The sequence below is a fragment of the Kineococcus sp. G2 genome, assembly GCF_037154035.1.
GTDB lineage: Bacteria > Actinomycetota > Actinomycetes > Actinomycetales > Kineococcaceae > Kineococcus.
The window spans coordinates 80,280-100,881 of record NZ_JBBBEM010000068.1 but is presented as its reverse complement, the minus strand read 5'-3'; the positions used below and the strand labels follow the sequence as shown (position 1 = coordinate 100,881).

The 20,602-nt window shown below is 76.8% G+C and carries 21 protein-coding genes; 12 read left to right on the top strand and 9 right to left on the bottom strand.

Annotation, left to right across the window (positions count from 1 at the left end; genetic code table 11):
* The first annotated feature begins 89 nt into the window (after positions 1 to 89).
* Positions 90 to 1,646, top strand: a complete 1,557-nt coding sequence (locus V9U69_RS11355; RefSeq protein ID WP_337061926.1) for a leucyl aminopeptidase family protein — start codon at positions 90 to 92, stop codon at positions 1,644 to 1,646.
* Positions 1,647 to 1,680: 34 nt separating this feature from the next.
* Here V9U69_RS11355 and V9U69_RS11350 read toward each other — a convergent pair whose 3' ends face one another.
* Positions 1,681 to 2,322 carry an O-methyltransferase gene (locus V9U69_RS11350; RefSeq protein ID WP_337061925.1) on the bottom strand — a complete coding sequence of 214 codons (642 nt, stop codon included), beginning with the start codon at positions 2,320 to 2,322 and terminating at the stop codon, positions 1,681 to 1,683.
* A gap of 153 nt (positions 2,323 to 2,475) precedes the next feature.
* Here V9U69_RS11350 and sigE point away from each other — a divergent pair, with 153 nt between their 5' ends.
* The 4 genes from sigE to V9U69_RS11330 are packed head-to-tail and all read left to right on the top strand — an operon-like array spanning position 2,476 to position 5,585.
* A complete protein-coding gene (gene sigE / locus V9U69_RS11345) occupies positions 2,476 to 3,180 on the top strand; it encodes an RNA polymerase sigma factor SigE (RefSeq protein WP_442907728.1) in 705 nt (234 codons plus the stop codon).
* Positions 3,177 to 3,785 carry an anti-sigma factor family protein gene (locus tag V9U69_RS11340; protein WP_337061923.1) on the top strand — a complete coding sequence of 203 codons (609 nt, stop codon included), beginning with the start codon at positions 3,177 to 3,179 and terminating at the stop codon, positions 3,783 to 3,785. The genes sigE and V9U69_RS11340 overlap by 4 nt, the downstream gene beginning before the upstream one ends.
* Complete coding sequence (locus V9U69_RS11335; protein ID WP_337061922.1) at positions 3,782 to 5,164, top strand: S1C family serine protease; 1,383 nt, start codon at positions 3,782 to 3,784, stop codon at positions 5,162 to 5,164. Before V9U69_RS11340 ends, V9U69_RS11335 begins: the two co-directional genes overlap by 4 nt.
* Positions 5,165 to 5,174: 10 nt before the next feature.
* Positions 5,175 to 5,585, top strand: coding sequence for a twin-arginine translocase TatA/TatE family subunit (locus V9U69_RS11330; protein ID WP_337061921.1), 411 nt, complete (start codon positions 5,175 to 5,177; stop codon positions 5,583 to 5,585).
* 55 nt (positions 5,586 to 5,640) lie between these two features.
* On the opposite strand, the gene V9U69_RS11325 is transcribed toward V9U69_RS11330, so the two are convergent.
* Genes V9U69_RS11325 through V9U69_RS11310 form a run of 4 tightly spaced genes read right to left on the bottom strand, consistent with a single transcriptional unit; the run spans position 5,641 to position 10,528 of the window.
* Positions 5,641 to 6,768, bottom strand: a complete 1,128-nt coding sequence (locus V9U69_RS11325) for an Mrp/NBP35 family ATP-binding protein (RefSeq protein WP_337061920.1) — start codon at positions 6,766 to 6,768, stop codon at positions 5,641 to 5,643.
* A gap of 52 nt (positions 6,769 to 6,820) precedes the next feature.
* Positions 6,821 to 8,563, bottom strand: a complete 1,743-nt coding sequence (locus V9U69_RS11320; protein ID WP_337061919.1) for a GspE/PulE family protein — start codon at positions 8,561 to 8,563, stop codon at positions 6,821 to 6,823.
* A gap of 26 nt (positions 8,564 to 8,589) precedes the next feature.
* Positions 8,590 to 9,258, bottom strand: a complete 669-nt coding sequence (locus tag V9U69_RS11315) for a DUF1003 domain-containing protein (protein WP_337061918.1) — start codon at positions 9,256 to 9,258, stop codon at positions 8,590 to 8,592.
* The gene (locus V9U69_RS11310) at positions 9,251 to 10,528 is read right to left on the bottom strand and encodes a magnesium transporter MgtE N-terminal domain-containing protein (RefSeq protein ID WP_337061917.1); all 1,278 of its coding nucleotides are present in this window, start codon (positions 10,526 to 10,528) and stop codon (positions 9,251 to 9,253) included. Before V9U69_RS11310 ends, V9U69_RS11315 begins: the two co-directional genes overlap by 8 nt.
* Before the next feature lie 73 nt (positions 10,529 to 10,601).
* Here V9U69_RS11310 and V9U69_RS11305 point away from each other — a divergent pair, with 73 nt between their 5' ends.
* Positions 10,602 to 11,207: a Dps family protein gene (locus V9U69_RS11305; protein WP_337061916.1), complete on the top strand. Its 606-nt coding sequence runs from the start codon at positions 10,602 to 10,604 to the stop codon at positions 11,205 to 11,207.
* A gap of 147 nt (positions 11,208 to 11,354) precedes the next feature.
* On the top strand, positions 11,355 to 12,179 hold the full coding sequence (locus V9U69_RS11300; protein ID WP_337061915.1) for a general stress protein: 825 nt from the start codon (positions 11,355 to 11,357) through the stop codon (positions 12,177 to 12,179).
* A gap of 63 nt (positions 12,180 to 12,242) precedes the next feature.
* On the opposite strand, the gene V9U69_RS11295 is transcribed toward V9U69_RS11300, so the two are convergent.
* The gene (locus V9U69_RS11295; protein WP_442907734.1) at positions 12,243 to 13,763 is read right to left on the bottom strand and encodes an aminopeptidase P family protein; all 1,521 of its coding nucleotides are present in this window, start codon (positions 13,761 to 13,763) and stop codon (positions 12,243 to 12,245) included.
* Between the two features lie 207 nt (positions 13,764 to 13,970).
* Here V9U69_RS11295 and V9U69_RS11290 point away from each other — a divergent pair, with 207 nt between their 5' ends.
* From V9U69_RS11290 to V9U69_RS11280, 3 genes are all read left to right on the top strand, one after another.
* On the top strand, positions 13,971 to 14,615 hold the full coding sequence (locus V9U69_RS11290) for a DUF6758 family protein (protein ID WP_337061913.1): 645 nt from the start codon (positions 13,971 to 13,973) through the stop codon (positions 14,613 to 14,615).
* 77 nt (positions 14,616 to 14,692) lie between these two features.
* A complete protein-coding gene (locus V9U69_RS11285) occupies positions 14,693 to 15,565 on the top strand; it encodes a PHP domain-containing protein (RefSeq protein WP_337061912.1) in 873 nt (290 codons plus the stop codon).
* Entirely contained in the window at positions 15,562 to 16,167 is a 606-nt protein-coding gene (locus V9U69_RS11280; protein ID WP_337061911.1) for a MarC family protein, read from the top strand. The genes V9U69_RS11285 and V9U69_RS11280 overlap by 4 nt, the downstream gene beginning before the upstream one ends.
* On the opposite strand, the gene V9U69_RS11275 is transcribed toward V9U69_RS11280, so the two are convergent.
* The 3 genes from V9U69_RS11275 to V9U69_RS11265 all read right to left on the bottom strand — a co-directional run bounded on the left by V9U69_RS11275 (position 16,151) and on the right by V9U69_RS11265 (position 19,178).
* A complete protein-coding gene (locus V9U69_RS11275) occupies positions 16,151 to 16,939 on the bottom strand; it encodes an oxygenase MpaB family protein (protein WP_337061910.1) in 789 nt (262 codons plus the stop codon). The two genes, V9U69_RS11280 and V9U69_RS11275, sit on opposite strands and share 17 nt — an antisense overlap.
* Positions 16,940 to 16,982: 43 nt before the next feature.
* The gene (locus tag V9U69_RS11270; protein WP_337061909.1) at positions 16,983 to 18,692 is read right to left on the bottom strand and encodes a DEAD/DEAH box helicase; all 1,710 of its coding nucleotides are present in this window, start codon (positions 18,690 to 18,692) and stop codon (positions 16,983 to 16,985) included.
* A 261-nt stretch (positions 18,693 to 18,953) separates the two neighbouring features.
* Positions 18,954 to 19,178, bottom strand: a complete 225-nt coding sequence (locus tag V9U69_RS11265; RefSeq protein WP_337061908.1) for a DUF3107 domain-containing protein — start codon at positions 19,176 to 19,178, stop codon at positions 18,954 to 18,956.
* Between the two features lie 157 nt (positions 19,179 to 19,335).
* On the opposite strand from V9U69_RS11265, the gene V9U69_RS11260 reads away from it, so the two are divergent.
* Together V9U69_RS11260 and V9U69_RS11255 are read left to right on the top strand one after the other, a co-directional pair.
* Positions 19,336 to 20,127: a DUF3152 domain-containing protein gene (locus tag V9U69_RS11260; RefSeq protein WP_337061907.1), complete on the top strand. Its 792-nt coding sequence runs from the start codon at positions 19,336 to 19,338 to the stop codon at positions 20,125 to 20,127.
* A gap of 8 nt (positions 20,128 to 20,135) precedes the next feature.
* The gene (locus V9U69_RS11255) at positions 20,136 to 20,555 is read left to right on the top strand and encodes an MGMT family protein (RefSeq protein ID WP_337061906.1); all 420 of its coding nucleotides are present in this window, start codon (positions 20,136 to 20,138) and stop codon (positions 20,553 to 20,555) included.
* Positions 20,556 to 20,602: the final 47 nt, after the last annotated feature.

Genomic DNA, 20,602 nt, shown 5'->3' with positions numbered 1-20,602 from the left:
GGGCGGGCACCTGCCGGTGCCCCCCCCGCGCCGTCCCCACCTCCGCGCCACTCCCAGGTTCCGTCGTCGAGCAGCAGGCAGGACGCCCCGTGAGCACTCCCACCCGTCCCGAGACCGTGCGCTCCGCGCCGCCCGAGCTGCGGCGCTGGACGCCGCCGTCGGTGCACGTGGTGCCCGGCCCGCTGGCCGCCGCCGACCTCACCGGCTGCGAGGTGCTGGCCGTGCCCGTGGCCCCGGGTGAGGAGGCCGTCGAGCCGCGCCCCGGTGCCGCCGACGCAGCGGTGCGCTACGGCGTGGACCTCGCGGCGCTGTGCGCGGCCGAGGACGTCTCCACCGAGGCCGGCCGCACCGCCCGGCTGCCCGTGCCCGCGCCCGACGGCTCGCCGCGCCGCCTGCTCGTCGTCGGCGTCGGCGACTCCTCCCCGTCCGCGCTGCGGCGCGCGGGTGCGGCGCTCGCCCGCGCCGCCGGCGGCAGCGGCGACGTGGCCACCACGCTCGCCGACGGCGCCGGCGCCGACGGGGTCCGCGCCGTCGTCGAGGGCTTCCTGCTCGCCTCGCACACCCCGCCGGTCGCGGGGCGCCGGGCCGCCGAGGAGCCCGCCGCGCGGCGCCTCCTGCTCGTCGGCGACGTGCCCGCCGCCGCGGTGGCGCGCGGGGAGGCGCTGGCCGCGGCCACCGCGCTGGCGCGCGACCTCGCCGCCACCCCCTCCAACCTCAAGGACCCCGCCTGGGTGGTGGCGCAGGCCCGCGCCGCCGCCGCCGAGCACGGGGTGAGCGTGAAGGTGCGCGAGGAGGCGCAGCTGCGCCGGGAGGGCTTCGGCGGCCTGCTCGCCGTCGGCGCCGGCTCGCCGTCCCCGCCGGCGCTGGTGGAGCTGCGGCACCGCCCGCGCGGCCGGGCCGCCGCCGGCGCCCCGCACGTGGTGATCGCCGGCAAGGGCATCACCTACGACACCGGCGGCCTGGCGCTCAAGCCGCGCGAGTCGATGGTCTCGATGAAGACCGACATGACCGGTGCGGCCGTCGTGCTGGCCGTCGTCACCGCTGCCGCCCGGCTGAAGCTGCCGGTGCGCGTCACCGGGCTGCTGGCGCTGGCGGAGAACGCGTTCGGCGGTGCCTCCTACCGGCCCGGCGACGTGGTGCGCCACCACGGCGGTCGCACCACCGAGGTCAACAACACCGACGCCGAGGGGCGCCTCGTCCTCGGCGACGCCCTCGCCCACGCCCACGCCGCCCTCGACCCCGACGTGCTCGTCGACGTGGCCACCCTCACCGGCGCCGCCTCCGTGGCGCTCGGCAAGCGGCACGCGGCCCTCTTCGCCACCGACGACGACCTCGCCGCGCAGCTCGGCGCCGCGGCGGACGCCTCGGGGGAGCGGGTGTGGCGGCTGCCGCTGGTGCCCGAGTACGCCGAGCTGCTGCGCTCGGACGTGGCCGACGCCCGCCAGGTCGCCTCCGCGCCCGGTGCGGGGGCCGGCACGATCCTCGCCGCGCAGTTCCTGCAGCCCTTCACGGGCGGACGGCGCTGGGCCCACCTGGACATCGCCGGCCCCGGTCGCGCGGACGCCGCCGAGCACGAGGTGAGCCGCGGCGCCACCGGCTTCGGCGCCCGGCTGCTGCTGCGGTGGCTGGAGTCGCTGGCCGGCTGAGGACGGTGCCGGCGGTGTGCGCGGCGTCCTGGCGTCAGGGGCGCTTGACCGCGAGCAGCAGGCCCTCGCCCGCCGGCAGCAGCGCCGAGATCCAGCCCTCGTCCTCCGCGATCGCGCGCCCCACCTCGCGCAGCGCGACGGTGGAGGCGTCGCGCGCGGCGGGGTCGGCCACCCGCCCGTGCCACAGCGCGTCGTCGACCACCAGCAGGCCGCCGGGGCGCAGCAGCCGCTGCGCCTGCTCCAGGTACGCGGAGTACTCGCGCTCGTCGCCGTCGAGCAGGACGAGGTCGTAGGCGGCGTCGGTCAGCCGCGGCAGCACCTCCAGCGCCCGGCCGGGGATCATGCGCGCGCGGTTGCCGCGCACGTCCGCGTCGGCCACCGCCTCGCGCGCGGCGCGCTGCCGCTCCCCGTCGACGTCGATGGTGGTCAGCACGCCGTCGGCGGCCATCCCGCGCAGCAGGCTCACCGTGGAGACCCCCGTGCCGGTGCCGACCTCGACGGCCGTGCGGGCGCGGGCCGTGGCCGCCAGGACGGTCAGGGCCGCGGCGACACCCGGGGAGACCGGTTCGCACCCCAGCTCGGCCGCCCGGGCGCGCGCGTCCTGCAGCACCTCGTCCTCGACGGTGAACTGCTCGGCGTAGGCCCAGCTGGCTGGCTGCTTCGCGGGCGGAGGCACTCCGGCAACCTAGTGCATCCACCCGCTCACGGCCCGGGGACCGCCGATCGGGGGACCCGGGAACCGCCCGCCCGCGACCGGCGTTGGACCTCGTGGACCCGATGGGCTGGATCACACGTCCGGGAGTGGCCCCGGCGGAGGGAGTGGGGGACGATGGGAGCAGTGGCGGTGCCGTTCGCGGTCCCCTTCCCCGCCCGTGCCAGGAGGAACCCCGTGCCCGACGACCCAGGTGGCGCCCCCGCGGCGCCCGGCGACACCGCCGTCGAGCGGACGGCCGCAGGACCGGCCACCGTCTCGGCGTGGGTCCCGCCGACCTGGGACGAGGTCGTGCGCAACCACTCCGCCCGGGTCTTCCGGCTGGCGTACCGGCTCACCGGCAACCGCCACGACGCCGAGGACCTCACCCAGGAGGTCTTCGTGCGGGTCTTCCGCTCGCTGTCCAGCTACCAGCCCGGCACGTTCGAGGGGTGGCTGCACCGCATCACCACGAACCTCTTCCTGGACCAGGTGCGGCGCAAGCAGCGCATCCGCTTCGACGCGCTCGCCGAGGACGCCGGGGAGAAGCTCCCCAGCACCGACGTGGGTCCCGAGCGCGCCTACGAGCACCGCAACCTCGACGACGACGTGCAGGCCGCGCTGGACTCGCTGCCGCCGGACTTCCGCGCCGTGGTGGTGCTGTGCGACATCGAGGGCCTCTCCTACGAGGAGATCGCCGCCACCCTGGGCGTCAAGCTCGGCACGGTGCGCTCGCGCATCCACCGCGGCCGCGCCCAGCTGCGCACCGCGCTGGCGCACCGCGCCCCGCGGCCCCCGGCGCCCACGGCGCCCCGCCTGAGCCTCGGCGAGGAGCGTCCGTGAGCGGACCGCACCTCGGCGCGCGGGTGAGCCCGCTCGTCGACGGGCGGCTCGCCCCCGACGCGGCCCTGCGCGCCGACGAGCACCTGCGCTCCTGCTGCGAGTGCGCCGAGGCCGTGGAGGCCGAGCGCCTCGTCCGCGCCCGGCTGCGCGCCCTGGCCGAGCCGGAGCCCTCGGACGACCTGATCGCGCGGCTGCTGGACATCGGCGGCCCCGCCGGCCCCCTGCTGCCCCGGGACCGCCCGATGGCCGTGCCCGCGCGCCCCGCCGTCGGCGTGGCGCCCCCCGGTCACCCGGCGCCCGCCCGCCCCGCCGGCTCCCGCGCAGCCGCGCGCCGCGCCCGCCGGGTGCGCAGGCGGCCCGTGGCCGCGGCCCTGGCCGGCACCTTCTCCCTGCTGGGCGTGGGCATCGCCGGGTTCCTCGTGCTGGGCGTGCCGCACGCGAGCACGCCCGCCCCGGTGGCCGAGCTGCGCACCACGCCGTCCAGCGCTCCCACGACCTCGCCCGCGCCCCCGTCGCCGACCCCCACGGTCGCACCGTCCGGGAGCGCGCCGGCCACCCCGTCCTCCGCCCCCGGTGGTGCGGCGCCGCAGGTCACGGCCCCGTGAACGGGTCGTCCGCGCCGGGGGGCTGGAGTCACCCCGGCGGTGACGCTCCCCGGGACGCGCCGCACGGCACCCCCGACCTCCCGCGCGACGCCCCCGGCGGCGCTGCCCACGACGCGCTGCACGACCCGTGGGCGGCCCCGCCGCCCGCCGACCCGTGGGCGGCTCCGCCGCCCGCCCCCTCGCCGCACCCCTCCGCGTGGGGGGCGCCGTCCGGGGACCCGGAGCGGCCGGCGGCGTGGCCACCCGCACCCGAGGCGGGGCAGCCGTGGTCGCCCCCCGCGGCGCCGCAGCGCGGGCGCACCGCCCGGCTGCTCGGCGCCGGGTCCGCCGTGCTGCTGCTCTCGGTCGCCGGCGGCATCGCCGGGTCGCTGCTGCAGGAGCGCTGGGACGACTCCCGCACCTACCCGTCGGTGACCCTGCCGGTGCCCGCCGCGGGCAGCGCGGAACGGCCCGAGGGCAGCGTGGCCGCCATCGCCGCCGCCGCCCTGCCCAGCGTCGTGGCCCTGCAGGTGGAGAGCAGCGCCGGCGCCGGGACCGGGTCCGGCTTCGTCCTGCGGACCGGCGTGGACGGCGACGCGGCGTTCGTGCTGACCAACGACCACGTCGTGGCCGGCGCCGCCGACGGCGGCGTCACCGTCGTCTTCCAGGACGGGGTGCAGGTGCCCGGTGAGGTCGTCGGCTCCGACACCTCCTACGACCTGGCGGTGGTGCGGGTGGAGCGCCCGGGCCTGCGCGCCCTGACCATGGGCGACTCCGGCAGCGTCGTCGTCGGCGACCGGGTCGTCGCCGTCGGCGCACCGCTGGGGCTGCAGGGCACCGTCACCGAGGGCATCGTCTCGGCGCTGAACCGGCCGGTCACCGCCGGCCTGGACGGCGCGGAGGCCTCGTACATCCAGGCGATCCAGACCGACGCCGCCATCAACCCCGGCAACTCCGGCGGCCCGCTGCTCAACACCCGCGGCGAGGTGATCGGCGTCAACTCCGCCATCGCGTCGGTGCCCGTGGTCGGCGGCACCGCCGGCAGCATCGGGCTGGGCTTCTCCATCCCCGCCGAGCAGGCCCGGCGCACCGCCGAGCAGCTGATCCGCACGGGGCGCGCGGTCCACCCGGTGATCAGGGTGTCCCTGGACAGCCAGTACCGCGGCGAAGGCGTGCTCGTCCTGGACCAGCCCGGCGCCGTGCAGGCCGGCGGCCCCGGCGACCGGGCCGGGCTGCGGCCGGGCGACGTCGTGCTGGCCGTCGACGGCCGCCCGGTGACCGAGCCCGCCGAGCTCATCGTCGACATCCGGGCCCGCCAGCCGGGCGACACGGTGACGCTCACCGTGCGCAGGGGTGAGCAGACCCTCGAGGTGCCGGTGACGCTCGAAGCCGACGGTTAGGATCGCCCACGTGTTCGGCATCAACGGGGGCGAGCTGATCGTCCTCCTCGTCGTGGCCCTGGTCATCCTCGGCCCGGAACGGCTGCCGCACTACGCGGAGCAGCTGGCCCAGCTGGTGAAGTCGGTCCGCCGCTTCGCCAAGGGCGCTCAGGCGCAGATGCGCGAGGAGCTCGGGCCAGAGTTCGACGACATCGACTGGCAGAAGCTCGACCCGCGCCAGTACGACCCGCGGCGCATCGTGCGCGACGCCCTGTCGGACGTGTGGGACGACGAACCGGCCCCGAAGAAGAACAGCGGTGCCCGTGCGGCCTCCGCACCCCGGTCCACCCCGCCGCGGGCCGCCACCGCGAACGGCGTGGACCTGCAGAAGAAGGGGACCGCCGCCCCGGCGGCAGCGCCCTACGACGAGGACGCCACCTGATCCACCGCCCCTGAGCCGCCCCGGCACCGACCGGGCACCGGGGCGGACCGGCCGCTCAGGCCACGCTGACGCCGAGGCGCCGGCCGGCCAGACCGCGCGGGCGCGCGGCGAGGGTGCGGGCCAGGTCGCGCAGCACCTGCGCGGCGGGGGAGTCCGGGGCCCCCAGCACCACCGGCAGGCCCGCGTCACCGCCCTCGCGCAGCGTCACGTCCATCGGCACCTGCCCCAGCAGCGGCACCGGCGCGCCCAGGCGCTCCGTCAGGGACGCCGCCACCCGCTGCCCACCGCCGGAGCCGAACACCTCCACGCGCTGCCCGTCCGGCAGCTGCAGCCAGCTCATGTTCTCCACCACGCCCACCACCCGCTGGGAGGTCTGCGCGGCCACCGCGCCGGCGCGCTCGGCGACCTCCGCGGCCGCGGCCTGCGGGGTCGTCACCACGAGCACCTCCGCGCTCGGCAGCAGCTGGCCGACGCTGATGGCGATGTCGCCGGTGCCCGGGGGCAGGTCCAGCAGCAGCACGTCCAGGTCGCCCCAGAACACCTCCGAGACGAACTGCTGCAGCGCGCGGTGCAGCATGGGCCCGCGCCAGGCGACCGGCTCGTTGCCGGGCACGAACATGCCGATGGAGATGACCCGCACCCCGTGCCCGGTGGGCGGCAGGATCATCGAGTCCACCTTGGTGGGGCGGCCGGTGACGCCCAGCAGGCGCGGCACGGAGAAGCCGTGCACGTCGGCGTCCACCACCCCGACCCGCAGGCCGTCCGCGGCCATCGCCGCGGCCAGGTTCACGGTGACGCTGGACTTGCCGACCCCGCCCTTGCCGGAGGCCACGGCGTACACGCGGGTGAGGCTGCCCGGCTCGTTGAAGCGGATCGTGGGGGCGGCCTGCGTGGTGCCGCGCAGCTTGACCGTGAGCGCGGAGCGCTGCTCGGGGGTCATCTCCCCGAACTGCACCCGCACCCCGCGGGTCCCGGGCACCCCGCGCACGGCGGCGGTGACGTCGGAGGTCAGCTTCTCGCGCATCGGGCAGCCGGCGATGGTCAGCAACACCCGCACGTCCACGACGGCGTCGGCGCCGACGTCGACGCGGTCCACCATGCCCAGCTCCGTGATGGGCCGGTGCAGCTCGGGGTCGTTCACCGCGGACAGCGCGGTGCGGACGTCGTCGGGGGTGGGCAGCACGCCGTCAGGGTACGTCCGCGCCCGCGCGGGCACCCGTCGCGGGTCGCCGCGCTCACCCGGCCGTGACGCGCACGACCTCCTCGAACGTGGTCTCCCCGCGCATGGCCTTCACCAGCGCCGACTGCCGCAGCGTGCTCATGCCGATGCGGGCCGCCTCCTCGCTCAGCGCCGACTCCGTGGGGGTGCTCATGAGCACCTTGCGCACGCTGGGGGTGACGTCGAGGACCTCGTACACGGCGGTGCGCCCGCGGTAACCGGTGCCGCCGCAGTCGGGGCAGCCGGTGCCGCGCAGCGGGGTGGCGTCGAGGATGTCCTCGATCGTCAAGCCCAGCAGCGCCAGCGTGTCCTCCTCGGGGATGTACCCGTCGGCGCAGGAGTCGCAGGGCCTGCGGACCAGGCGCTGCGCGATCGCCGCGGTCAGCGAGCTGGCCACCAGGAACGGCGCGGCCCCCATGTCCACCAGGCGGGTCAGCGCGCCGACGGCCGAGTTGGTGTGCAGGGTGGTCAGCACCAGGTGACCGGTCATCGACGCCTTCAGGGCCAGCTCCGCGGTCTCGGCGTCGCGGACCTCACCGATGAGGACGATGTCGGGGTCCTGGCGCAGCACCGAGCGCAGGCCGGCCGAGAACGTCATGCCGACCTTCGCGTTCACCTGCACCTGCGTGATGCCGGGCAGCTGGACCTCGACGGGGTCCTCCAGCGTGATGATGTTCTTCTCCGGCGTCATCGTCGCGTGGATGGCCGCGTACAGGGTGTTCGTCTTGCCGGAACCGGTGGGGCCGGTGATGAGCACCAGGCCCTGCGGCACGCTCAGCGCCTTGGTGAACACCTCCAGCTGCTCCGGCTCGAAGCCCAGCGACTCCAGCGAGGGCACGTCGTCGCCCCGGGTGAGCAGGCGGATGACGATCTTCTCCCCGTGCAGGGACGGCAGCGTCGAGACGCGGCAGTCGATGGCGGCGCCGTCGACGGTGACGCGGGTGCGGCCGTCCTGCGGCACGCGCCGCTCGGAGATGTCCAGACCGGAGATGATCTTGATGCGGCTGATGACGCTCGGGGCCACCCGCTTCGGCGCGGACATCACGTCGCGCAGCAGGCCGTCGACGCGGAAGCGCACCCGCAGCTGGTCGCGCTGGGACTCCAGGTGGATGTCGGAGCAGCGCAGCCGCACCGCGTCGGACAGGATGCGGTTGACGAGCTTGACGATGGGAGCGTCGTCGTCGACGGAGCCGCTGAGCTGGGCGAGGGAGTCGTCCTCGTCGTCGTCGGAGGCCTCCTCGACCATCCGGTTCACCTGCGAGGTGTCCTCGGTCAGCGACCAGGCGCGCGCCAGGTGGTCGCGGATCTGCGAGTCCATCGCCACGACGACGTGCAGCTCGGGCGTGCGCGTGTACAGCTTGACGTCGTCCAGCGCCAGCACGTTCGTGGGGTCCGCGGCCGCGACCAGCAGGTAGTCGGGGGTCTTGTCCAGCACCAGGACGCGGCAGCGCTCGGCGACCGCGCGCGGCAGCAGGCGCACCACGTCGGGGGCGATGTTCACCCGCGACAGGTCCACGTGCTCCAGGCTCAGCAGGTCCGCCAGGCACAGCGCCAGCTCGGCCTCGGAGACCAGGCCCAGGTCCACGAGGATCTGGCCCAGCCGCCGGCGCGGTCCCTCGCCGTTGCGCTGCTCGTTCAGCGCGTGGTCGAGGTCCTCCGGCAGCAGCAGGCCCTTCTCGACGAGCACGTCGCCGAGGCGCCTGCGGGTCTGCCCCACGGGCGCGGCGGCACCGGAGCGGGCGTCGTCGAGAGTCGTCACGCGTGGTGCATCGGCACGCCGGAGCCTCAGCTGGAGGGGGTGTCCACCGCCTGCTCCGGGACGGGCTCCGCAGCCGGCTCCGGGACGGGCTGCGCGCTCGCCGCCCCGGAGCCGCCCTCGCCCGCTCGCTTGCGCTTCTTGCCGCCCTTGCGCTTGGGCTGCTCGCCGCCCTCGCGCTCGGCGTCCTCCTCACGCAGCTCCTCCAGGACGCTGCGCAGCTCCGAGCGCACGAAGTCGCGGGTGGCCACGTCCCGCAGCGCGATGCGCAGGGCCGCGACCTCGCGGGTGAGGTACTCCGTGTCCGCCAGGGCCCGCTCGTCGCGCGCGCGGTCCTGCTCGTTCAGGACGCGGTCGCGGTCGGCCTGGCGGTTCTGCGCCAGCAGGATCAGCGGCGCCGCGTAGGACGCCTGCAGCGACAGGATGAGCGTCAGCAGCGTGTAGTTCAGCTCGCGCGGGTCGAACTGCACCTGCTCGGGCATGAACGTGTTCCACGCCAGCCAGAGCGCGACGAACGCCGTCATGTACACCAGGAAGCGGCCGGTGCCCATGAAGCGGGCGAACGCCTCGCTCGCCCGCCCGAAGGCGTCCGGGTCCACCTGCGGGCGCACCAGCAGCTGCCGGCGCGCCTCGCGGGGGGTGTCCAGGCCGACGGCCTCGGCGCGCTGCCGCTCGCGGCGCGGGGAGCGCTCAGCCACGTCCCACCTCGAAGACCTCCTCCTCCGCCTCCCGCCAGTCGTCGGGCAGCAGGTGGTCCAGCACGTCGTCGGCCGTGACCGCCCCCAGCAGGTGCCCGTCCTCGTCCACCACCGGCAGCGAGACGAGGTTGTAGGCGGCCAGCTGCCGGGTGACGCCCTGCAGCGTCTCCTCCGGGTCCAGCGGCACCACGTCGTTGTCGATGACCTGCCCCAGCGGGGTGTTCGGCGGCTCGCGCAGCAGCCGCTGCAGGTGCGCGGTGCCCAGGTAGCGGCCCGTGGGCGTCTCCAGCGGCGGACGGCACACGTACACCGCCGTCGCCAGCGGCGGGGACAGCTCCACCCGGCGCACGATGGCCAGCGCCTCGGCCACGCTCGCGTCCGGCGCCAGCACCACCGGGTCGGAGGTCATCAGCCCGCCGGCGGTGCGCTCGTCGTAGGCCAGCAGGCGGCGCACCGGGTCCGCGTCGTCCGGCTCCATCAGCGCCAGCAGCCGCTCGGCCTGCTCCGCGGGCAGCTCGGAGAGCAGGTCCGCGGCGTCGTCCGGCTGCATCTCCTCCAGCACGTGCGCGGCGCGGTCGCCCTCCAGCGCGGAGAGGATCTCCACCCGGTCGTCCTCGGGCAGCTCCTCCAGCACGTCGGCCAGGCGCTCGTCGTCCAGGGCGGCGGCGACCTCCCGGCGCCGCTTGGGCGTCAGCTCGTGGATGACGTCCGCCAGGTCGGTGGCGCGCAGCTCGTCGAAGGCGGCCAGCAGGTTCGTCGCTCCCTGGTCGGCCTCCGGGACCGTCAGGCCCACCACGTCGCCCACGCCCACCGTCATCGTCTCCCCGCGCCGGCGCAGCCGGCCGGACAGCCCCCGGTGGGCGGCGCCGCGGCGCACGAACAGCTTCGTCAGGTGCCAGTCGCGCGGGCGCACCTGCTCCAGCCCGAGGTCCTCGATGGTGGCCTGCCCGCTGCCGTCGGCCAGCTCCACCGTGCGGTCCAGCAGCTCCGCCAGCAGCAGCGTCTCGGTGCCGCGCTGCTCGAAGCGGCGCATGTTCACCAGACCCGTGGTCAGGACCTGGCCGTCGACGACGCTCGTCACGCGCGTCATGGGCACGAAGACGCGGCGGCGGCCGGGGACCTCCACGACCACGCCGATGACGCGGTGCGGGCCGCGGGGGCGCAGCACGGCCACCACGTCGCGCACCCGACCCACCTGGTCGCCCTGCGGGTCGAACACGGCCGTGCCCGCCAGCCGGGCGGCGAAGACGCGCTGGGGGGATCGGGTCACGCGCTCAGGCTAGATGCCCGGCGCTCGCGGATCTCGACGGGCGCCGCGGACCACCGGCTCCTACCGTGGCGCCATGGCCAAGGAGAGCAAGAAGCTGAAGGCGTCCGGGAACCCCCTCTACACCGTGCCCGGACTCTCGAACGAGCAGGGCGGCGAGGTCGCGGCCATCCTGCAGAACCGCCTCAACGCCCTCACCGACCTGCACCTGACCCTCAAGCACGTGCACTGGAACGTCGTCGGGCCGCACTTCATCGCCGTGCACCAGATGCTCGACCCGCAGGTGGACGCCGTGCGCGAGATGGCCGACGCCGTCGCCGAGCGCATCGCCACCCTGGGCGCCTCGCCGGTGGGCACGCCCGCCGCGCTGGTCGCCGACCGCGACTGGGACGACTACTCCATCGGCCGCGCCGGTGCCATCGAGCACCTCGGCGCGCTGGACCTCGTGTACGCGGGCGTCATCAAGGACCACCGCTCGGCCATCGAGGCGACCGGCGAGATCGACCCGGTGACCGAGGACCTGCTCACCAGCCAGACCGGTGTGCTGGAGCAGTACCACTGGTTCGTGCGCGCCCACCTGGAGACCGCCGGCGGCGAGCTGTCCACCGCGGGCGCCGACACCGAGGTGCAGGCCACCCGCAAGGCCGGCGAGCGCGCCGGCGTCAAGCGCCAGAGCGCCTGAACCGCACCACCTGAGCCGCACCCCCGCACGAGCGCCCGGCGCGGGCATGATCACCGCGCCGGGCGCGTTGTCCCCGGGTGAGGGGCCCGGGCGGTCCCGCCCCCGCCCGGTGCGGGCGGCACGAGTCGAGCCGGTGAGGATGTCGCCATGTCCAACCTCGGGCCCATGGGTGGCCAGCAGCGCCTGGGCGCCCCCACGCCACCGCAGGGGGAGGCGATCGGCCGCTACGCCACGTACGCCGAGGCGCAGCGAGCGGTGGACTTCCTCTCCGACGAGCACTTCCCCGTGCAGAACGTCACGATCGTGGGCAACAACCTGCAGATGGTCGAGCGCGTCACGGGCCGGCTGACCTACGGGCGCGCGGCCGGTGCCGGTGCCGCCTCCGGTGCCTGGTTCGGCCTGCTCATCGGCCTGATGCTGTCGGTCTTCGGCAACGGCGGCACCGCCGGCCTGCTCACCGGCCTGCTCATCGGTGCCGGCTTCGGCATGCTGTTCGCCGTCATCTCCTACGCGCTCACCGGTGGGCGGCGCGACTTCACCTCCGCCAGCCAGATCGTCGCCGGCGAGTACCTGGTGCTGTGCATGCCGCAGATGTCCGAGCAGGCCCGCCAGGTGCTCTCCCGCCTGCCCAACGGCTTCGGCCGCGGCGCCGGCCCGCAGGCGGGGCCGTGGGGGGCGCCGCAGGACCCGGCGTCCTCGCGCGGCTCGCACGCCGCGGGGGGACCGGCCCCGTGGGGCGCCCCGGACCCCTCCGCCCGCGGTGGTGCGCCGCAGGGCTGGATGCCGCCGCCGCAGCCGGGCACCGGCCCGGCCGTGCCGCCCCCGCCGCCGGAGCCGCAGCGCGAGGAGGCGCCCGCCGAGCCGGACCTGTCCGGCCCCACCTACGCGCAGAAGGTCGAGGAGCAGCGCCGCGCACGCCGCGAGGCCGAGCAGCGCGCCCGCGAGCAGGAGCGCTCCGGCTCCGAGGAGTGACCCGCCGAAGCGGCAGGGGCCCCGTCCGCACCGCGGACGGGGCCCCTCGTCGTGCGGCGGCCGTCAGCCGCGCAGCGAGGCCATCCACGCCTCGACCTCGTCCGGGGTGCGCGGCAGCGCCGCCGAGAGGTTCTCGACGCCGTCCTCGGTGACCAGGACGTCGTCCTCGATGCGCACTCCGATGCCGCGCAGCTCCGCCGGGGCCAGCTCGTCCTCGGCCTTGACGTACAGGCCCGGCTCGATGGTGAAGACCATGCCCGGGCGCAGCTCGGCGTCCAGGTACATCTCCCGGCGCGCCTGGGCGCAGTCGTGCACGTCCAGGCCCAGGTGGTGGCTGGTGCCGTGCGCCATCCAGCGCCGGTGGTACTGCCCCTCCGGCTCCAGCGACGTCGCCGCGTCCACCGGCAGCACCCCCCACGCGGAGAGCCGGTCGGCGATCACGCGCATGGCGGCCTCGTGCACCTCCCGGAACCTCACGCCCGGCCTCGCGACGGCGAAGGCGGCGTCGGCGGCGTCCAGCACGGCCTGGTAGACGCGCCGCTGCGCGTCCGTGAAGCGGCCGTCCACCGGCAGGGTGCGGGTCACGTCGGCGGTGTAGAGGGAGTCGGCCTCCACCCCGGCGTCCAGCAGCAGCAGGTCCCCGGAGCGCACGGGACCGTCGTTGCGGATCCAGTGCAGCGTGCAGGCGTGGTCGCCGGCCGCGGAGATCGTCTCGTAGCCGACGCCGTTGCCCTCCACGCGGGCGGTGCCGTCGAAGGCGGCCTCCACCACGCGCTCGCCGCGCGGGTGCCCCACGGCGCGCGGCAGGGCGCGCACGACCTCCTCGAAGCCGCGCACGGTGGCGGCGACCGCCTCGCGCAGCTGGCCCACCTCCCACTCGTCCTTGACGAGCCGCAGCTCCGACAGGGCGGTGACCAGCTCGTCGTCGGCGGCGCGCACCTGCTCCGCCTCCCCGGTGCGCAGCGGGGTCACCAGGGCGGTGACGGCCGGGTCGGCGTCGTCGACCACGCGCAGGCCGCGGGTGTCGCCGTCGGCGACGGAGGCGCCCAGCTCCTCGGCCAGCACCGCGACGTCGCGGCAGGTCAGGCCGGTGACGGCCTCCTGCGCGGCCAGGCTCGGGCGCGGGCCCACCCACAGCTCGCCGTAGCGGGCGTTCGCGTAGAACTCCTCGGAGTCGCGGCTGCCCTGCGGGCGCAGGTACAGCACGGCCTCGTGGCCCTCGCCGCGCGGGTGCAGCACGAGGACGGCGTCGGCCTCGCGGTCGGTGCCCAGGCCGGTGAGGTGGGCGAACGCCGAGTGCGGCCGGTAGCGGTAGTCGCAGTCGTTGGAGCGGCGCACGAGCGGCCCGGCGGGCACGACGAGCACCTCGCCGGGGAACAGCGAGGACAGCACCTCGCGACGGCGCGCGGCGAAGGGCGCGGACGGGGCGGCAGCGGTGTCCTCGGCCGGGCGCGGGCCCCAGCCCTGGGCGATGAACCGGCGGAAGGCGGCCGAGCGCGGCAGCGTGCGGTGGGACTTCGCGTCCTCGGAGTCCGGTGCGGGGTCTGCGCCCTCGGGGTGCTGCGCGTCGAGCAGCGCCTCCACGGGCTGCTCCGCGTCGTCGGGGGCCGTCCCCGGGGCGGTGGGCGGGGTGGTGGTCGACTGGGTCGCGGCGCTCACGCCCCCATCATCCCCCTCCACCGCTGCGACTGTCCCGTTCCCACCTCCCGCCGCCCGGGCGGGAGCCGCACGTCCGGTCACCCGCAGTGATGGCTGGGTTGACGGCGTGCGACGGGCGTAGGACGGTGAGGCATGAGCGGCACGGCGAGGTGCCCCCGCTGCGACGACGCGGTGCGGGCTCCCAGCATCTGGCACTCCTCGGCGACCTGCGCCGTCCACGGCGAGGTCGTCCCCCTGCAGCCGGCGTGCCCGGCGGACGCGGCCCACCTGGAGTGGGTCGCCCGGCACTCCGAGGTGCCCGTGTGGCTGCCGTGGCCCCTGCCGGACGGGTGGCTGCTGACCGGCACCCGGTGCGTGCGCGACGACCGGCGCGACGCGCAGGCGGTGGTGGTCGCCGTCAGCGGCCCGCACCGCGGCGCGCCCGGCGGGCCTCCCGTGGCCGAGCTGCTGCTCGTCGCCGAGCAGCCGGGCACCGGCCTGGGCGCGCACCTGGCCGGCCGCGAGGACGTCGACCCCGGCGAGGGACTGGTGAGCGGGCCGCCCGCCGCCCGCCCGCACGCCGGCGGCGCCACCGCCCCGCTGTGGCCGGTGCCCACCGCCGACGACCGCGCGGTGCTGGTGGGGGAGGCCGGCGGCGTGTGGCTGTGGGCGCTGCTGTGGCCGGCGAGCGCGGGCGCGACCCTGCTGGAGGACCTCGAGCTGATCGACCTGCGCGAGCGCGAACCGGTCCCCGACGTGCCCTGCGGGGCGATGTCGCCGCGGGTGTGCTGGGTGTGAGCACCCGGCCCGCGCCGCCGCCTCCGGTGGCTGAGCGTGGGGAGAGGTGACCTGCTCCCGGCGGCTAAGCTCCCGGGGTGCGCATCGACCTGCACACGCACTCCACCGCCTCCGACGGCACCGAACCACCCTCCGGGGTCGTCGAGTCCGCAGCCCGGGCCGGCCTGGACGTCGTGGCCCTGACCGACCACGACACCACCAGCGGCTGGGCCGACGCGCTGGCCGCCGGTGAGCGGCTGGGCGTGCGTGTCGTCCCCGGCATGGAGGTCAGCTGCCTCCTGCGCGGCGTCTCCGTGCACCTGCTCTCGTACTGGCACGACCCCGCCGACGCCGCCCTGGAGGGCATGCTCGACGCCTCGCGCACCTCCCGGCGCACCCGCGCCCGCCGCATGGTCGAGCGGCTGAGCGCCGACACCGGCCTGCACTGGGACGACGTGCTCGCGCACGTGCACGGCCAGGCCACCATCGGCCGGCCGCACATCGCCGACGCCCTGGTCGCCGCCGGGGTCGTCGGCGACCGCGACGAGGCCTTCGCCACGCTGCTGTCCGGGCGCAGCCCCTACTTCGTCCCGCACACCGCCCCCGACCCGCTCGAGGCGATCGCGCTCGTGCGCGCCGCCGGCGGCGTGCCCGTCCTGGCGCACCCGGCGGCCTCCAAGCGCGGCAGCTGCGTCGGCGACGCCGAGGTCGAGGCGATGGCCGAGTCGGGGCTGGCCGGGCTGGAGGTCGACCACCGCGACCACAGCGACGCCGAGCGCCGCCACCTGCGCGACCTCGCCCGCTCCCTGGACCTGCTGGTCACCGGCTCCAGCGACTACCACGGCACCGGCAAGCGCAACCTCCTCGGCGAGAACACCACCGACCCGGAGGTGCTGGAGCAGCTGCGCACCCGGGCCGGCACCGGCGGCGGTGCGCCTGCGAGCACGGGGCGCGAGGTCCGCCCCGCGTGAACTGGCAGCTGTTCGGGGAGACCTTCGTCACCCTCTTCGTCATCATGGACCCGCTCGGGACCGTGCCGATCTTCCTCGGCCTCACCGCCCCGTTCACCGTCGCGGAACGCTCCCGCGCGGCGCGCCAGGCCGTGCTCGTGGCCTTCGGCGTCATCGTCGCCTTCGCGCTCTTCGGCCAGCGCATCCTCGACTACCTGCACATCAGCCTGCCAGCGCTGCAGGCCGCCGGGGGCCTGCTGCTGCTGCTCATCGCGCTGGAGCTGCTCACCGGCAAGGGCGACGAGCCGACCTCCACGGTCGGCGTCAACGTGGCGCTCGTGCCGCTGGGCACGCCGCTGCTGGCCGGGCCCGGCGCCATCGTCGCCACCATGGTCTACGTGCAGCAGTCCCGCGGCTGGGACGACCACCTCGCCATCGCCGCCGGCGTGGTCGCCGTGCACATCACCCTCTACCTGGCGATGCGCTTCGCCGGGCTGGTGCACCGCGTCCTCGGCGACTCCGGCGTGCTGCTCGTGACCCGGGTGGCCGGTCTGCTGCTGTCCGCCATCGCCGTGCAGCTGGTCGCCGACGCCGTGCGCGCCTTCGTCACCGGCGAGGCCTGACCCCCTCGGCGGCCTCCAGCGGGGGCAGCCGCAGCAGCGCCTCGCGCAGCTCCTCGCCGTCCGGGCCGGCGGGGGAGGGGGTGAACAGCTCGCGCGCCCAGCCGGGCAGCAGCGCACCCGCCAGCTCACCGGCGCGCGCCCACGCCCCGGGGCCGTCCAGCACGTCCGGCAGCGGCACCCGCCCGCGCCGCACCGGCCGGCTCGCGGGCGGGGTCGCGCCCGGGACGACGGCCAGACCCCCGGCCGCCCCCGCCCCGCCGGTGGCGTCGCGGCGCACGCGCTCCACGTCGGCGTCCACCTCGTCGCGCCCGCCCGGCAGGTCGTCCGGTTCCGCCCCCAGCAGCACGGCGCTGGCGAGCTGCTCGCGCACGTACCGCTCGGCGTCCGCAGCACCCGGCGCCCGGCCGGCCGCCCCGGCCGCGGTGAGCACCGAGGAGACCCGCAGCGCGTGCCGCAGCGCGAGCGTGTCGGGGTCCGCGCCGTCCGCGCGCACGTGCACGTCGCCGTCCACGGCCCGCTCGCGCGCCGCCAGGGCCATCGCCCGGCACGGGTCCGTGGCCGCCGCCCGCAGCAGCGCCGCACCCGCGGCGGCGCGCTGCCAGCGCGGCCGCGGATCGCGGGCGCTCAGCTGCCGCAGCAGCGGGTGCAGCTCCTCCACCAGCCCCGCCGACAGCAGCGCCACCTCCAGGACGGAGCCCCGGTGCAGGGACGCGGACACCCCCGCGGGCCGGGCCTCGGCCCCGGGGTGGGACGTCGTGGAGCGTGCGGGCACGACCCCACCCTGCGGGGCCGGGGCCGTGATCGCAGCTCGAGCGTCAGTCGGTGCCGGCGGCCGGTGCCGCGCTCTGCTCGGCGGTCGCGGTCGAGCGGCTGCGCGTGCGGCGCCGCCGGCGGGGGGCGCCCTCCGCGGCCGTGGAGGAGGCCTGCGGCGCCTCACCGGACGCCTCGGCCCGCTCGCCGGTGCTCTGCCCGTCGGGGCCCTGCGTGGCCGGCGTGCCGGCGTCCGCCCCCCGGCGGGTGCGCCGGCGCTGGCGCCCGGAGCGCTCGCCGCGGGGCTCCTCCGCGGTCGTGGTCGTGGCCGTGGTCGTGGTCGTGGCCGCGCCCTCGTCCGCCGCGTCGCGGCGCGCGCGGTCCGCACCGTCGGTCCCGCCCCGGCGCGGGCGGCGGCCCTTGGCCGCGCCGACCTCGCCGAGGTCCTCGACCTGCTCGGCCTCCAGGCCCGCGCGGGTGCGCTGGGTGCGCGGCAGGCGCCCCGTCGTGCCCGCCGGGATGCCGAGGTCCTCGAACAGGTGCGGGGACGTGGAGTACGTCTCCACCGGCTCCCCGAAGCCCAGGCCGAGGGCCTTGTCCACCAGCGCCCAGCGGTGCAGGTCGTCCCAGTCGACGAACGTCACCGCGATGCCGGTGTTGCCGGCGCGCCCGGTGCGGCCGATGCGGTGCAGGTAGGTCTTCTCGTCCTCGGGGCACTGGTAGTTCACGACGTGCGTGACGTCCTCGACGTCGATGCCGCGCGCGGCGACGTCGGTGGCGACCAGCACGTCCACCTTGCCGGAGCGGAACGCCCGCAGCGCCTGCTCGCGCGCGCCCTGGCCGAGGTCGCCGTGGATGCTGGCGGCGGCGAAGCCCCGCTCGGTCAGCTGCTCCGCCACCGACGCGGCGGTGCGCTTGGTGCGGCTGAAGACGATGGTGAGCCCGCGGCCCTCCGCCTGCAGCATGCGCGCGAGGACCTCGACCTTGTCCATGGCGTGCGTGCGGTACGCGAACTGGGTGATCGCGGCGACGGTCGCGCCGTCGTCGGTGGGGTCCACCGCGCGGATGTGCGTGGGCTGGCGCATGTACGAGCGCGCCAGGGCCACCACCGCGCCGGGCATGGTCGCGGAGAAGAGCATCGTCTGCCGGGCCGGGGAGGTCTGCGCCAGGAGGCGCTCCACGTCGGGCAGGAAGCCCAGGTCGAGCATCTCGTCGGCCTCGTCGAGGACCACGCTCGTCACGTGCGAGAGGTCCAGGTGCTTCTGCTGGGCCAGGTCCAGCAGGCGGCCGGGGGTGCCGACGACGACGTCGACGCCCTTCGCGAGGGCCTCGATCTGCGGTTCGTAGGCGCGGCCGCCGTACACGGTCAGGATGCGGGTCCCGCGCACGCGGCTGGCGGTGGTGAGGTCGCCGGCGACCTGCCCGGCGAGCTCGCGCGTGGGCACGATGACCAGGGCCTGCGGCTTGCCGGGGGCCGGCAGCGCGTCGTAGGCCGCGTCGCCCGGCACGGCGGTGCGCTGCAGCAGCGGCACGCCGAAGCCGAGGGTCTTGCCCGTGCCGGTCTTGGCCTGGCCGATGATGTCGTGCCCGGACAGCGCCACGGGCAGCGTCATCGCCTGGATGGGGAACGGGGCGGTGATGCCGGCGCCGGTCAGGGCGCGCACGATGCGCTCGTCGACGCCGAAGTCGGCGAAGCCCTTGACGGGCGCGGTGCTCTCGGTGGTGCTCTCGGTGGTGGTCTCGGGGGTCGTGGTGGACCCCGGTGCGTCGGTCATGCGTCTCCCGTGCGGGGGCGGCGGCCCGGGCACCGGGCGCTCCGCGGGAGGACTGGCCGAGAGGTTCGTCGGCGTCCCGTCGCGGGCCCGTCCTGCGGTGCGCGGCCGCGTCGCGGTCGTCGGCAGCCGATCGCGACTGACGACCGGGCAACCCTGAACACCGACATGGTAACCGTCGGCCACCGACGACGACGCGGCGGGCGCGCGACCGTGCGCGCCCGCCGCGTCGCGCGGGCCCCGCGGGTGCTCCCGCGGGTGTGGTCAGGACAGGCCGAAGCCGACCTTGCGCACCTCCGAGGCGCCGATGTCCACGTAGCCGAGCGACGCGGCGGGCACCACGACCGTGCGGCCCTTCTCGTCCTTCAGCTGCAGGACGCTGCCCCCGCCGAGGGCCGCGGACACCGCCGCCGAGATCTCCTCAGCGCTCTGGGCCGACTCGAACACCAGCTCGCGCGCCACGTTCTGCACGCCGATCCGAACCTCCACCGCTGTCCCTCCCGGGTCGTCGATCGGGCCGGCACCGCCCGTGCTCGGGGGTGCGGTCGTCCCGCGAGGCTAGTCGGCCCGCGCGCACGGGGCCGCGTCGGCGGGCCGAGTTCGCCGCCAGCGGACGGCGCGCCCCCGCGGGTGGCACGCTGGGGGCGTGAGTGCCGGACGCCTCCCCGCTGCCCGACGTCCCCCGACCCGCCGGGGCCTGCTGCTGGCCGGGGCCGCCGCGCTCGCGGGGGCCGGGTGCAGCGGTCCCGGCGGCGCCGCCCGCGGCCCCGCCGGCGCGGCCACCTCCCCGGCCCCGCCCGCTCCCGCCCCGACGCCCACCCCGACGCCGACGCCCACCCCGACGCCCACGCTCCCACCCGGCCTGACGGAGGCCGACCTCGCCGCCGGTGTGCTGCAGCGGCAGGTGCCGCAGAGCGGCGGCGGTGTGCTGGACGTGGTGCCCGGCGCGGTGCCGGCGCCGCCGTCGGCGCGCGTGCGCACCCTGCGCGTGGAGGTCGAGCACGACCTCGCGGCCGCCGGCCTGGTCGACCCGGTGCGCTTCGCGGACTTCGCCCTCGGGGTCCTCAACGACCCGCGGGGCTGGGGCGCCGGCGGGGCGACGAGCTTCGAGCGCACCGACGGCGACGCGGAGCTGCGGCTGGTGCTCGCCACCCCGGACACCTCCGCCGCGCTGTGCCGGCCGCTGCGGACGATGGGCACGCTGTCCTGCCGCGTCGGGGACTCCGCCGTGCTCACCTGGTACCGGTGGGTGGAGGCCATCGCCGACTACGGCGAGGACCGCACCGGCTACCGCCAGTACCTCGTCAACCACGAGGTGGGGCACCTCCTGGGCCACGGGCACGACCCCAACCCCGGCCCCGGGCGCCTCGCGCCGGTGATGATGCAGCAGACCAAGGGCCTGGACGGGGCCCTGCCCAACCCCTGGCCGAACCCCTGACAGCGCCCGTGACACCGCCCGCGGAGCGCCGCGACCCGCTGGCCCTGCCCGAGCGCGCGGAGGAGGTGCTGGAGGTCGTCGAGGCGATCCCGGCCGGGCGGGTCCTCACGTACGGGGACGTCGGTGAGCTCGTCGGCGACCGGGGGCCGCGCTTCGCGGGGAACGTGCTGCGCCGGTTCGGCTCGCACGTGCCGTGGTGGCGGGTGCTGCGCGCCGACGGGAGCGCGGCGCCGCCGCTGGCGCCGCGCGCGGTGCAGCGCTGGCGCGCGGAGGGCACACCGCTGCGCCGCGACGACGCCGACCCGGTGCGGGTGCGGGTGGACCTGGCCGCGGCCCGCTGGGACGCGGCCGGCTGGGACGCGGCCGGCTGGGACGCGGCCGGCTGGGACGCGGCCGGCTGGGACGCGGCCGGCTCCGGTGGGCCGTGACGGCACCCCCTCGCCCGCCCCGAGCCGGGGGAGCGTGTCGGAGGCGT